At 72.5% G+C, this 13,125-nt stretch carries 11 protein-coding genes; 1 reads left to right on the top strand and 10 read right to left on the bottom strand.

Annotated elements, in window-relative coordinates:
• Positions 1-39 precede the first annotated feature (39 nt).
• From ACWDX7_RS26405 to ACWDX7_RS26380, 6 genes are all read right to left on the bottom strand, one after another.
• Entirely contained in the window at positions 40-1,074 is a 1,035-nt protein-coding gene (locus ACWDX7_RS26405; RefSeq protein WP_451489534.1) for a DNA topoisomerase IB, read from the bottom strand.
• 95 nt (positions 1,075-1,169) lie between these two features.
• Positions 1,170-1,478 carry a hypothetical protein gene (locus ACWDX7_RS26400; protein WP_451489533.1) on the bottom strand — a complete coding sequence of 103 codons (309 nt, stop codon included), beginning with the start codon at positions 1,476-1,478 and terminating at the stop codon, positions 1,170-1,172.
• 78 nt (positions 1,479-1,556) lie between these two features.
• On the bottom strand, positions 1,557-2,039 hold the full coding sequence (locus ACWDX7_RS26395; protein ID WP_451489532.1) for a hypothetical protein: 483 nt from the start codon (positions 2,037-2,039) through the stop codon (positions 1,557-1,559).
• 139 nt (positions 2,040-2,178) lie between these two features.
• The gene (locus tag ACWDX7_RS26390) at positions 2,179-3,258 is read right to left on the bottom strand and encodes an SCO0930 family lipoprotein (RefSeq protein ID WP_451489531.1); all 1,080 of its coding nucleotides are present in this window, start codon (positions 3,256-3,258) and stop codon (positions 2,179-2,181) included.
• Positions 3,259-3,356: 98 nt separating this feature from the next.
• On the bottom strand, positions 3,357-4,772 hold the full coding sequence (locus tag ACWDX7_RS26385) for an NADH-ubiquinone oxidoreductase-F iron-sulfur binding region domain-containing protein (RefSeq protein WP_451489530.1): 1,416 nt from the start codon (positions 4,770-4,772) through the stop codon (positions 3,357-3,359).
• Between the two features lie 29 nt (positions 4,773-4,801).
• Positions 4,802-5,806 (bottom strand): hypothetical protein, encoded by a 1,005-nt coding sequence (locus tag ACWDX7_RS26380; RefSeq protein ID WP_451489529.1) that lies wholly within the window; start codon positions 5,804-5,806, stop codon positions 4,802-4,804.
• Positions 5,807-6,523: 717 nt separating this feature from the next.
• Between ACWDX7_RS26380 and ACWDX7_RS26375 the strand changes: the two genes are divergently transcribed.
• Positions 6,524-7,684 (top strand): PucR family transcriptional regulator, encoded by a 1,161-nt coding sequence (locus ACWDX7_RS26375; protein WP_451489528.1) that lies wholly within the window; start codon positions 6,524-6,526, stop codon positions 7,682-7,684.
• Positions 7,685-8,015: 331 nt separating this feature from the next.
• Here the strand turns inward: ACWDX7_RS26375 and ACWDX7_RS26370 are convergent, their stop codons facing one another.
• The 4 genes from ACWDX7_RS26370 to ACWDX7_RS26355 all read right to left on the bottom strand — a co-directional run bounded on the left by ACWDX7_RS26370 (position 8,016) and on the right by ACWDX7_RS26355 (position 12,931).
• Entirely contained in the window at positions 8,016-9,458 is a 1,443-nt protein-coding gene (locus tag ACWDX7_RS26370; protein WP_451489527.1) for a DUF1996 domain-containing protein, read from the bottom strand.
• Between the two features lie 9 nt (positions 9,459-9,467).
• The gene (locus tag ACWDX7_RS26365) at positions 9,468-10,163 is read right to left on the bottom strand and encodes a DUF4142 domain-containing protein (RefSeq protein ID WP_451489526.1); all 696 of its coding nucleotides are present in this window, start codon (positions 10,161-10,163) and stop codon (positions 9,468-9,470) included.
• Between the two features lie 321 nt (positions 10,164-10,484).
• A complete protein-coding gene (locus ACWDX7_RS26360) occupies positions 10,485-11,789 on the bottom strand; it encodes an MDR family MFS transporter (RefSeq protein ID WP_451489525.1) in 1,305 nt (434 codons plus the stop codon).
• Positions 11,786-12,931, bottom strand: a complete 1,146-nt coding sequence (locus ACWDX7_RS26355) for a PLP-dependent cysteine synthase family protein (protein WP_451489524.1) — start codon at positions 12,929-12,931, stop codon at positions 11,786-11,788. Before ACWDX7_RS26355 ends, ACWDX7_RS26360 begins: the two co-directional genes overlap by 4 nt.
• Between the last annotated feature and the right edge of the window lie 194 nt (positions 12,932-13,125).

The raw sequence follows: 13,125 nt of genomic DNA, 5'->3' as shown, positions 1-13,125 counted from the left end.
GGGCCCGAACCGCCGGGGGCCGGGGCTTCTCGGCCGGCGTCAGTGCTCTTCGGGCGGGCGCCCGGTCCGCAGCAGGTGCAGCACCGCCCGCTCGGCGGGTCCCTGCGTCGCCGGTGTGCCGTACGAGCCCTCCGCGCCGAGGCCGGGGAGGGCGGGGGCGACGGTGACGCCCTCCTCGTACAGCTCGATGACGTACGGGTTGATGTAGGAGGCCCGGCACACCGCCGGGGTGTTGCCGAGGTAGCCGGAGACTTCCCGGACGGCCCGGCTGATGGCGCGCCGGCGGGCGGTTTCGCTGCGGGCGGCGCCTTGGGAGACGGCCAGGGCGACGGCGGCCATGACCGTCGCGTGCCAGGTGCGGAAGTCCTTGGCGGTGATCTCCAGCCCCGCGAGCTCCTTGAGGAACTCGTTGACCTCGCCGCCCGTCACATCGTGCCACTGCGGGCGTTCCCAGTAGGCGAGCAGTCTCTCCCCTCCGCCGCGTCGGCGCAGCAGGGAGGTCAGGCTCCGGCAGGTGACCGGGTCCACGACCGCCTGGATCTGCTCCTTGCCGTGCTTGCCGGGATAGGTGAAGACCACCTCGCCGCCCCCGCAGCGGGTGTGGGTGCGCAGCAGGGTGGTCAGGCCGTAGCTGTTGTTCATGTCCGTGTAGCGGTCGCTGCCGATGCGGAAGAATCCCAGGTCGAGCAGGCGTACCGCCGTCGCCAGCACCCGCTGCCGGGACAGCCCCCGCTCGCTCAGGTGCGCTTCGACGGCTTCGCGTACGGCCGGCAGCCGCTCCGCCACGTCCAGGACGTGTTCGTGCTTGGCCTGCTCCTGTTCCGCCCGGAACTGCGGGTGGTACAGGTACTGGCGGCGCCCGGCGGCATCCGTTCCCACCGCCTGCAGGTGCCCGGTGGGGCGGGAGCAGATCCATACGTCCCGCCAGGCCGGGGGGATGACCAGCGCCTTGATCCTGGCCAGTTCGGCGGGGTCGCGAAGAGGCTCCCCGTGGGCGTCGAGATAACGGAAGCCGCGGCCGTGGCGTTTGCGCGCGTACCCGGGATCGGTGGGCCGAGTGTGGTGAAGACGCAACCGAACCTCCTCACGGACGGGACGACGGACGCCGCCCCGCTGTCACCGAGCATCCTTGCCGTACCGGCCTTCCGGCCAGGGCCGGGCGGCCGGCATCAGGGACGCGGATTGATGCGCTGCCACGGTGGACGGGCGTCACCTCCCCGGCGTCCGGCGACCGAGGCGCATCGCGGGCACAGCCGCTGGACGCGGTCGGCCGCTCCGCCGGACTCGGGGATAGCGTCGCTCCAGGAGACGTGGAAGAAACGCACCAGCTGCGAGCGGCTGAGGGAGAGACCGCAGACGGTTTCGTTCCGCCCCGGCTCCCAGGCGTGGGCCTCTCCCGCCGGCAGCCGGACCCGGCCTTCCTCCTCGTCGGTCCACTGTCCCGAGGCGGCCACCGCGTAGCGCTTGCTCGATCCCATGCCCTACGGGTACCTCGTCCGGCCCGGACCATGCGGGGGCGGCGCGCGGGCCTTCCCTTCCCCTGCGGTCCGGGCCGGTCAGTGCGCGGCGTCGGGGTGGCCCGAGTGGCCGGTGGCGGGGGCCTCGTGGGTGTCCCCGTGCTCCACGGTGCCGCCGAGCCGGGCCCGCAGTGCGGTCAGTGCCTGCGCGGACGGCGTCGTGACGACCCACCGGTCACCCACCAGGTAGCTGCCGCCGTAGTTCCGGGCCTCGGACAGCCATACGCGCAACCCCGGCTCGGCCGCGAAGGTGATCATGCGGTAGGTGTCCTGGCCCGTGACGCAGCCCCCTTCGCGCAACTCTTCGGCTTGGACGTTCACTTCGGCCGTGCATCCGATGGCGGTGGCGATCGCCTCGATCGAGGTCGGCCCCGTCCCGCTCGGCCGCTGCCGCTCGTCGGCCGGCCCGTGGCGGGGCGCCGAGTGCCCCGCGCAGGCGCCGCACAGCAGGGCGGCGCACACCGCCGCCACAGCCGGGAGCGGGGAGCGGGAGAGCCGGATTCGGCGGTCGGTCCACAGCATGGCAACCTCACGGGCGGGAGCGGAGCGGATCAGTGTGAGACAGGCATGACGCCCGGGCGGGGAGGAGCCCGGGCGCCACGTGCGGGTGGGTGCGGAGAGCCGACAGGCGGCCGACAGGCAGCGAGCCGACAGGCAGCGGCTAGGCCGCCTTCGCCTTCTCGCCCTTGTCGGTGACGGCGAACCAGAGGCCTTGTTTGCCGTGGCCGCTGATATCACCAGGTTTCGCATCACCGGTGAACGAGTAGACCGGCCAGCAGTCGATCGTCATCTGCTCCGACCCGTCCGGGCGTTTCACCGAGCCCACGAGTTTGGGATCAATTCCCGATACCTTGTCCTTGCCGACCGCCTTCGCCGGTTTCCACGTGTCGAGGCAGGAGTCGAGACAGCCGAATTTCATCGGCCAGGCGCTGTCCTTGTCGAAACGGTAGAGAGTACGCCCTTCCGCATCGGCGAGAATATTGCCGAGCTTGGCGTCCTGGTTGACGGAAAGACCGGCGTGCTTCATCTTCGCCTCCTCGGACCCCGCCGGCGCCTCGGAACCCGCCGGCGCCTCGGGCGCCTTCTTCGCGGCGGCGGCCGGCTTTCCATCGGCCCCCAGCACGTGCCAGGTCCCGCCGACGCCCTCACCGAGCGCGTCCCCCGCCTTCGTGTCTTTCGCGTAGCGGTACACGGGCCACCCCGCGAGGGTCAGCTGGCGCGTACCGTCGGCCCGCTCCACCGAACCGAGGAGGGCGGAGTCGATCCCCGCACCGGCCGTCGCCCCGTCCGCGGCCACCACGGGCCAGGCCGCGGCGCAGTCGCCTTCGCAGGCGGACTTGGGGGGCTGGGCGGTGTCCTTGTCGAACCGGTAGAGGGTGAACCCCGCGCCGTCCGTCACCGCCCCGCCCACCGCCGGAAGCTCCCGTACCGTCAGCTGCCCGGCGGGACCGGTCCCGGCGGCCGCGCCCGCCGGGGAGCCGGCCGGGGCCTCTCCGTACCCCGAGCCCGAGCCGGGCTGGGCGTCGGATCCGTATGCGCCGCCCGTATCGTATGCGGAGCCGATTTCCTTACTGCCGCTCACGGGCTGCACCGCCCCTTTCCGGTCGGACGAGTCCTCTCCACTGCCGCATCCGGCCGTCAGCAGTAATACCGCGACCGCCGACCCGGCGAATATCTCGCGACGCCTCTTGTTCACGGTTTCTCCTTCGGATTCGGTCCTGCGTTCTGTTCCCTCGGTCATTGATACGGGGAGTAAGCCGAGTGAAGTCCATATCCGCCGGAATTTGTCAGATCTCGCCAAAGTGCAAGGCGCGGCGAGCTGTCGAACCGTCCACCGGCTCAGTCCTGGATGCGCAGCGCGAGCGCCGGGCAGCGCCGTACGGCGCGCAGCGCCTTCGGCCGCAGCCGCCCCGGCACCGGCATGGAGCCGAGGGCCGGGAAGCCGTCCTCGTCGAGCCGCACGACGTCCGGCAGGACGTCCGCGCAGAGCCCGTGACCTTTGCAGAGGGTCCAGTTGACGACCAGCCGCTCCGGGATCTCGTCCTCCGGCAGCGGCAGTGCCCCCAGTACCCGTCGGCCGCAGCCGCTGCCCACGGCATGGTCCCTGAACTCGTCGGGGAAGACGGTCAGCGCCGAGGCCACGAAGTGCGAGGTACCGTCCGGATGGCTGCACGCCCCCCGGCCCCGGACCGCCCTCAGCCGCGCCTCCACCGCTTCGAGCGCTGCCCGGCCGCCTCCCCGCACGGCCTGCTCCAGTACGTCGGCCAGCCCGGGCAGCCCGCGGACGCACGGCCCGCACTGGCCCGCCGACTCCCCCGCCATCCAGCGGGTCACCCGCGCCACCTCGCCGGCCGGGCAGGTGTCCTCGGGCAGGGGCAGGACCGCGCCCGCCCCGAGCACGGCACCGAACGTCGCCAGGGACCGGCGCGACACCTCCGAGGCGCGGGCCGAGCCGGGGTCCAGCCATCTGCCGTGATAGCCACCGACGAGCACGCCCTGGCCGAGGCCGGTGCCGCAGAGGTCCAGGACGTACGCCAGGGACGTCCCCGTGGGCGTCTCCACCACCATGGACCCGGCGACCGTCAGCAGGACGGTGCCCGGTTCCGCGGCCAGCCCGGCCGTACGGTACTCCGGCGCGCCCATCCTCGCCGCGACGGCGAGCTGGGCGAAGGTCTCGGTGTTCGACAGCAGGGTGGGTACGCCGTTCAGGCCGCGCTCGCTGGTGCGGACCGTCCTTCCCGACGGCAGCGCCGCACCACCGTTCAACCCGCTGACGAGGGCGGTTCCCTCACCGGTCACGAAGCGGTCGGGGAGCCGCACCACGCGGACCCGGCGGCCGGACGGACCGCGTTCCGCGACGGCTTCGCGTACCGACTGCTCCACGTCCGCCCGCGTCACGGCCACCACGACGTCCTCGGCGGCGAGCACGGCCGCCGACAGCAGGGCGCCGTCCAGTACCAGATGGGGGGCGTGCAGCAGCAGCGCGGTGTCCTTGAGGCAGCCCGGTTCGCCTTCGCTGCCGTTGACGACGACGGCGGTCCGCCCGTCCCGCCCCCGGGCCGACCGGATGACGGCGCGCAGCTTGCGGGCGAAGGGGAAGCCCGCTCCGCCCCGGCCCCGCAGGTCGATGTCGTCCGCGAGGCGGACCAGTTCGTCCGGGTGGCAGCGCGGCAGAGCGCCGTGCGCGCCGAGATGGGCCTCGCGGTCCAGGCGGGGGAACCGGTCGAGTCCGGTGAGCAGTCGGGGGGCGCCCACACAACCGAGGCGGGGGCGCGGACCGGCCGTCACATCGCCCGCTCATGGAGGTCCGGTTGATCACCGTGCCGGGCCGCTCTCCCGGCGGCCCGGCCGGGCGCGTACGGGGCGACGTAGGGCGCGTACAGGGGCCGGGGCGGGGGAGCCGGACCCAGCGGGCCGCGGCCCGTATCCGGGGCGGCGAGCGGCTCCACCGGCGGCACGGGCATGAAGGAGGGTTTGGCGCAGGGGCGTCTCGGGACGCGCCCGGGCTCGGGCGCAACGGCCGGCTGGCCGGCCGGCCGTGACGGCCGGCCGCGCATCCTGGCTCTCAGGCGCAGGGCGAGGACACCGGCGACGCCGATCAGGCACAGCGCGTAGGCCGCCGTCACCGCCGGGCCGGCGGGGCGGCCCGCCTTGAGCGCGTGCACCAGCGACGCCCCCCATGCGGGGTACGCGCCGAAGTGCAGGGCCCGCCACCACAGGGAGCGGTTGTCGGTGGCGAAGACGCTGCGCACCGCACCGGACACCGCCACCGTCACGAAGAGGTACCCGGCCAGCGTGCCGAGGCCTATGAGCACGGGCCGATCGCGGTCGGCGAAGGGGAGGACCACCGAAGCGGCGCTGGTCTGGCCCTGCGCCACCTTGACCCAGATGTGGAGGGCCAGGAAACCCAGTCCGGCCACCGCCAGGCCGCGGTGCACGCCCTGGGCGAGAAGACGGTGGCCCGACCAGAGAAGCATCCGGTCGGTGGCCAGCAGCCCCCACAGGACGGTGGCGGTGAGCGAGACGAGCGAGAGCACGCCCGCCGCGTAGTCCAGAAAGTCCCGTACGTGCGCGAAGGCGCCGGCCCGGGCCGTCACGGCGACGGCCAGGAGGGCCGCGGCGCCGGCGCAGATCACGCCGGGCCGCAGCCTTCCCGAGACGGGCAGGAGGGAGGGCTGCCGGACGGCACGCCGTCCGGCGGGGGGATCCGTCGCCGCCGCGGCGTGACGGCTCTTGCGGCGGGCTCGGTGCGAGCGGGGCATGTGCGGCTGGGACAGGGGCAGGGGCATCCAGTTCTCCTGTGCGCCTGGGCTCCGAGCGCTCCACCTGGCGCTCGGCACCCGGGGGTCGTGGTCGGCAGTGCCCCGGGGCGCGGTGCAACTCCTGCGCCGCCCGGGGCAGTTAGGGGCCGGAGTGCAGAAGCATCGTGGAGCCGCCCGGCACCTCCGCGCGATTTATCGAAACGTGATAATTTCTCGCACCGCGTCTCCGGCACGTCGAACAACACCGGAAGATTCCCCTCCAGCGGGGGTTGCGACAGGCCGCCGCGCCGCCTGCCACCTATGCGTTCCCGACGGCAAAGATGAGGCAAAACCGCCGGACCGCAAGGGGCCGGACCCCTCAGGGAGGGAGTACGAGGGTCTGAACTCGTCTGTCCGACAAGGTCGTTGGCGAGACGGCCGACTTCCGGCGCGCTCGTCGCTCTCCCATCGGACAGGCCTCACCCCGGCATGAACGAGGAAGCGATGTGCGAACTTCTCAACCGCATCTGGTCCCGCCCCCGAGGCGAGTGGACCCGCGTCCTGCGCAGGGAACTCCCGGCGCTGGCCGACGAGATAGTGGAGGAACTTCTGCATGGAATTCCGGGATTTTCCGCACTCATCGATGACAACGATGCCATTGATGAGGAATTGGTCAGGCACACGGTAGAAAGGGCCCTTCTCACCGCTCTCGGCTATCGGCGTCCGGACGACCGGGCTGACCGGGCTGGCCGGGCTGACCGGGACGTGCGTGGCGAGCAGCCCGGTCCCGGCGTGGACCAGGACCGGTACGGGGAACACGCGCCGTACGAGGAGAAGAGCGCGGACGGCCGCGGCCGGACGGACGGGAGTGGCGACGGCCGGGAGAGCGAGGTCAGGCACGACGGCAGACGCGAGGCCGCCCGCGATGACGTTCGCGAGCCCGTCCGTGAGCCCGCTCACGAGGACGGCCCCGGAGCCGGACGCGGAGGCGGGCACGGTGGAGGGCACGGCGGAGGGCACTGGGCCGGGCCCACGGGGCCGAGCGGCCCCAGCGGTCCCACAGGACACGGCGGCCCCGCCGGCCCCACCGGCCCCACCGGAGAACGGCAGGAGCCCGCCGCACCGCCGCCCGACCGCACGCGGCAAGAGCTGTTCAGGGAGCTCACCGACGACAGGGCCGCCTCGGATGGCTCCCTCACGGAGCTGGCGCAGGCGGCCGGCTGGCCCCTGCCGCTCGCCGTACGGGCCGTCGTACTCGCCACCCCCGGCGAGACTCAGCAGCTGGCGGCGGTACTGGACGACGCCCTCGTCGGCATGTTCGCGGGCAGGCCCTGCCTGCTGGTGCCGAGCCCGGACCCGGACGCCCGGGCGCCCCTGGAACTCCCGCTGCGCGGTCGCCTCGCAGCCGTCGGCCACGCGGTTCCCCTCCGGGATACCGTTTCCTCCCTGCGCTGGGCGCTGCGCCTGCTCGCCCTCACCCCCGGTCGCCAAGGCCTTGAGGCCCGGCCCGTCTTCGTCGACGACCACCTCTCGACCCTGCTGCTCCTCCAGGACGAACCCCTCGCCCACGCGCTGGCCGCCCGGTGGCTGCGGCCACTGGCGGACCTGACCCCGCGCCAGAGCGAGCGTCTGGAGGTGACCCTGCTGGCCTGGCTCGAAGGCGGTGGCGCCCCCGAGGCGGCGAAGGCCTTGAGCGTGCATCCCCAGACCGTGCGCTACCGCATGCGGCAACTGGAGAAGCTCTTCGGGCCCGGGCTGCGCGATCCCCGTACCCGGTTCGAGCTGGAAATGGCCCTGCGCAGCCGCCGGCTGATGGCGCAGGTACGGCTTCAGCACTCGCGGGCGGGCCGCAGGGCGGGGCGCTTCGTTTCGGCGGAGTTCACGCCGTTAGTGGTGGGGAGGATGGCCCGCGTCAACGGCCTCTGAGGCCGCCACTTCGGCCGCGGCCCGGCTCCCGGTCCCCGCTCGCGGGGCCCGGGGGCCGGGCCGTTCCTCGCACCGCGCCAACGGACAGGCGCCCGCGGTGCCGCCCGGAGGACGCGAGCTGCCACCACGCTCAGCGTGATGGCAGCTGCCCGGGGTCCGGGCCCCGGTGGGGTGTGCGGTGTTGGCCCGAAGCCGGCTCCGGGCCAACACCTTCCCGGGCCGGGCGCGTGCGAGGGGGAGGGGAGCGCCCGGCCGGGAGCAGGTGATCCGTCACCCTGTCGGTGTCGGTGTCGGTGTCGGTGTCGGTGGCGGAGTGGTGCGGGTGCCGTGGTCAGCGGCAGGTGCGCCCGCTGTTGATGCAGTCCACGGCCTCCGCCATCAGGCCGGTCGACATGACGTTGATGAAGTCGTCGTGGTCGGTGACCGGCTTGTGCAGCTGCTCGGGGAAACTGTCGACGGCGAACCGGGTGCCCGGTGCCACTTCGTACGTGAGCCGCTGGACCAATTGCGGAATGGCCGTGAAGCCCCGCGGGCACCGGCCCGCGCGGTCCGGGAAGGCCACGTGCGTACGGTGGTTGGCGCTGTCCGTGTTCCTTCCGTCCCAGCAGCTCTGGAAGGTGAAGGTGCGCACCACGTCGCTGCCCTGCGGGCAGACCGGGTACTTGTCCTTCAGCTGGCGGTCCTCGAAGCCGGTGCAGCTCCACGAGGCGTTGGCGTTGGCATCGCCGTTCGTGAAGGCCTTCGCGTCCCCCGTGATGATGCGCAGGAAGCGGGGCATGGCCGTCACCCGGCTGACGGGGCTTCCCTTGAAGGTGATCGTCACCTGCTTGGGCCGCAGGATGGTGCCGATGTTGGCGTCCTGGCCGCCTCCGGGGGCGTTGGCGTCCCGCTCCGCCCTGCCGTCGCGCAGCCGCAGTACCGGCCAGTAGTAGCTGGACTGGTCGCCATTGCTGCAGGTGGTGCCTGAGGCGGCGAGGCTGGCGTTGGTGGAGAAGGCGTCGGTGGACTCGTTGCCCACGTAGTCGTGCATGTGGTGCGCGCCGTTGGAGACGCCGGGCGCCACGATGACGTTGTCCGGGTTGAAGTGGCCGTTCTCGTTGCGGCCGCACTGTGAACTGAAGGATCCCGAGGAGGCCCCGGCCGAGCGCGCGGGATTGCGTACGTTGGGCCGGACCTGGTTGATCGGCGTGAAGTCGCTCCGGTCCGGGCCGCCTTTCCGCCCGAAGCCGTCGTCGGCGAGCGCGTCACCGGAACTCCTGGCGCCGAGCCCGTCGTTGCCGTCCCCGCTGCCGTTGCCACGCTCGTCCGTGTTCTCCTCCGTGTTCTCCTGTGCCTCCTCGTCCGCAGCGGGCGCCTCCTTCATCTCGCAGCCGCTCAAGGACTCCAGTCCTTCAGGACGCGCCCCCGATCTCCCCAGGGCCTCGGACACGCGGGCGATGGTCTTGGCACGCTCGTCCTTGAGCCCGTCGAGGAGTGCGTCTCCCGTTGCCTCGCCGGCCGCCAGCCGCCGGTAGGCCTCCGCCACTTGGGCATCCAGTTCGGCGAGGTTCGCGTCCACCTCGGCCCGGGCCCGGTCGGGAACGGCGGTGAGCCGGTCACCCACGTCGGGGCAGTCGATGGTGTCCGTCACCTCTGCCGGGCGGCGCTCCCGGTCCTGACCGGCGGACGCGTTGCCGGCGACGACGGCTACCCCACCGCCGCCCAGCAGCAGGGCGACGATCGTGGCCTGGAGCTTTTTCGACAGCCGGGGGCGTTTGTGGCCCTGTTGACTCATGCGATCACTTCACTTCGTCGATCGGACATCGGAAGGGGCACGGTCCAGTGGCGGGACCGAAGGGACGGAAGCGGGGGCCGGCGTCGGGTCGGCGAGTGCGTCGAAGTCGACCAGTCCGCTGTCTTCGAGGACCGTGATGTGGTCCAGGACCGTGGCGTTGGCGGAGGTGGCGAGAGCGCGTACCTTCGAGTTGCGGGTCTGCGCCCGCACCTGGGCCACGAGGGCGAACACCTTGCCGTGCGCGCGGCGCAGCAGCTGGATGAAAAGCCGTTCGTAGTCGGCTCCCTGGGCGCGGGTCAGTTGGCCGAGCCAGTCCCGCTGCTGCTCGTTCGGCTGGTTGGGGAGGTCGATGCCGAGAGCCTGGCCGACCTCTATGACCTGCTCGTCCAGGTCGGTGTGGCCTTCGACGAGGTGGTCCCCGGCCGTGCGTACCGAGGCCCGTGTCCCGCGCTGCTGGGCCTGCCGCCCGGCGGGCAGCTCCCATAACCCGGCGAGCCGTACCTTCCGCATGAAGTCCCGGTCCGTGGGAGTCAGCGGCCCGTACGCCGTACTCATGATCCCGGCGCCGTCGTCGTCCGGAGCCGGGCCTGAGACCGTGGCCGAAGCCCGGCCCCCGAATCTCTCCACGGGGATCAGCAGGGCGATCAAGGTGACGGCGAGGGCGGTGATGACGAAACCGCTGCCGATCGTGTACCGGGTAGCCACCGACAAGCCGCTGACGGGTCGCCGCCGAAATGACAGCACAGTGCCTCCTTGCTCCGTGGGACGGGAAGGCGCGGGTGCGCGGTGCGGTGCGGTCGGCACCCGCGATTCCCGGAGTGCCACGGGACGCTAGTGCCCCGCGCGCTGCCGGCACCGCAGGACCATCACCATCGGATAAACATCCGGGCGGCTCCTCGAACTGCTGGTACCGTTCCGCGCGCCCGGCCCCTTCGAGCCGTGCCTTTTCGAGCCGTGCCCGGCCCTCCTCCAGCCGCGCCCGGCCCCGGGCGTCACCTCTTCCGCCCGGGGCCGTCGGGCCCTTCCTCAGGCGGCCATCGGCTCAGGATCCGGTTCGCGCGCCGGCCGTGTGAGCCTGCCGGTGCGGTGCAGCCCGTACAAGGCGGCGGCGCAGCAGAGGCCGAGGGCGGCGAGCGCCAGCCAGGGCAGCCCGGACATCCCGGCCGCGCGGGCCGCGTCCAGCGCCGCACCGGTGAGCAGGTTGCCCAGTGCGATGCCGACACCGCAGACGGTGTTGTACAAGCCGTAGTGCGTGGCGACCAGGCGTTCGCCCGAGAGCCGCACGATCGTGTCCATCTCGAAGGGGTAGGCGATCATGGTTCCCAGGGCCAGCAGCAGGGCGGACAGCGACGAGGGCACGGCGGCCAGCAGCCACAGCGCCGGGCCGCGGGCCGGCACAGGGAGCGCCGTTGCCGCCAGCAGGGGCAGAAAGGCCAGGCCCATCACCAGCACCCCCCAGATGAGCGCGCGGCCCGGCTCCATGCGGGCCTTGCACCAGGCGGTGACCCGCGTCTGGAAGAGGACGGTGCTCAGCCCGGAGACGGCGAAGAGGACTGCCACCGCCGCCGTGCCGAACCGGCCGTCCCCGCCCAGGCGCCGGACCTCCAGCGGCAGGGCCAGGTAGACCTGGAAGGTCATGACGTACGAGCCGGTCATGGCCAGTGAGAACAGCAGGAACGGGCGGTTGGCCAGAATGCCGCGCCACTGCGCGAACATCCCCTCCCGCCTGCCGTCCCCGCGTCGCACCGCCTCGTCGGCGCGGCGCGGGGGCAGCGCCCGGATCTGTACGAGACTCAGCACCGCGAAGATCGCTGCCGCGACGAGGCACGTGACGCGGAAACCGACGCCCGTCAGCACCATGCCCACCAAGGGGCCGAGCAGGATGCCCGCCTGGTAGAAGACGTTGAACAGGGCGAAGGCCTCCACTCGGCGTTCCCCCGAGTCCGCCGCCAGGTACGCCCGGGTGGCCGGGTTGAACAGGGCCCCGGCCAGCCCCGTCGCGGCGGATGCGGCGAGCAGCGCGGGCACGGACTCCACCAGCCCGAGGGTGGCGAAGCCCGCCACGCGCAGCACCAGCCCGGCAATGATCATCGGCTTGTAACCGAGGCGGTCGGCCAGCGTCCCGCCGATCAGGAACATGCCCTGCTGGCTGAAATTGCGTACGCCGAGGATCAGCCCCACGGTCCAGCCCGCGAGCCCCAGCGGCCCGGACAGGTGGCTGGCCAGATAGGGCATGAGCATGTAGAAGCCCACGTTGATGGAGAACTGGTTCACCATCAGCAAGCGCACGCCGCACCCGTAGGAACGGAACTGTGTGAAACCGGCCCTCATCGGGCCCGCTCCTGCGAGCGGTCCGCGCCGCGCGCGGCGGCCGGGTCGCTCCCCGGAGCCCGATCGCGCAGGGTCAGCGGATCGGCCACCGCGGCGCAGCGCGTCCAGCGGTCGACCTCCCTCTCGTCCGGACTGCCGATCACGTCCGGTTCGGCGGCCGGAGGGGAGCCGAGCAGGCCGTGGGCGGCGCAGTAGTCGTCGTCGTACACCGTGCCGAGATAGCGCTGGGGCCCGTCGGGGAAGACGGCCGCGATGCGGGTCTGCGCGGGCATGACGCGCGAGAGCCAGCCGGCCACGAGGGCGACCGCGCCGACACTCCAGCCGCCGGTGGCGTAGTGGGACGCCGCGAGCCGGCGACAAGCCCACACCGCTTCCGCCGGGGCCACCCAGTGCACCTCGGAGAACTGCTCGTAGGCGACGTTACGGGGATAGATGCTGGATCCGAGGCCGCGCATCAGCCGGGCCCGGGCCGGTTGGCCGAAGATGGTGGAGCCGACCGTGTCGACTCCGATCAGGGCGAGGTCGGGGTACCGCTGCCGCAGGACGCGTGAGATGCCGGCGGAGTGCCCGCCCGTGCCCACACTGCACACCAGGACGTCGATGTGGCCCATCGCGTCGGCGAGTTCGAGGGCCAGCGGGGTGTAGGCGGTGGCGTTGTCGGGGTTGTTGTACTGGTCCGGGCACCAGGAACCGGCGTACCGCGCCATCAGCTCGGTGACCCGGTCACGACGGGCCTGCTGCCAGCCGCCCGCCGGGTGCGGTTGGGTGACGACGTCGACCTGGGCTCCGTAGGCGGCGAGCAGCCGGGTCATGGATCTTTCCAGGCCGGGGTCGGTCACCAGGGTGACCGGATGCCCGTACACCATGCCGGCCAGTGCCAGCCCGAGACCGAGGGTGCCGCTCGTGGACTCGATGATTCGGCGTCCCGGCTTCAACTCGCCTCGTGCCCGGGCGCGTTCGACCATGTGAAGACCGGGGCGGTCCTTGATGCCGCCGGGATTGAAGCCTTCGAGCTTCGCCCAGAAGCCGCGTCCTGCGGGGGAGGGGTGCTCGGACACGCGCAGCAGGGGAGTGTTGCCGACCAGGCCGGACAGGGCGGTGCGGCGGTCGGGGGGCGTGACGTCGGTTGTCGGAGGATGCATGGATCCGCTCTCGTCGTTGATGCGTCATGGAATCGCTCATGCGCGCATGCCGTCCCGCCGGCGGGGCGGGCCCGCCGACGGACGGCATGGGTCAGCCGGAGGGAACGGCTGAAGGGGAGCGGTCTAGATGCGCCAACGGCACACGCTGGTCAGCGTGGAGCGGCCGGAGTGGGCTATCGGTTCTTCGCCCGCCC

It is taken from the genome of Streptomyces sp. NPDC003034 (assembly GCF_053591375.1).
Note: the sequence above shows the minus strand (reverse complement) of the source record. Positions and strands in the feature narration are given on the sequence as shown.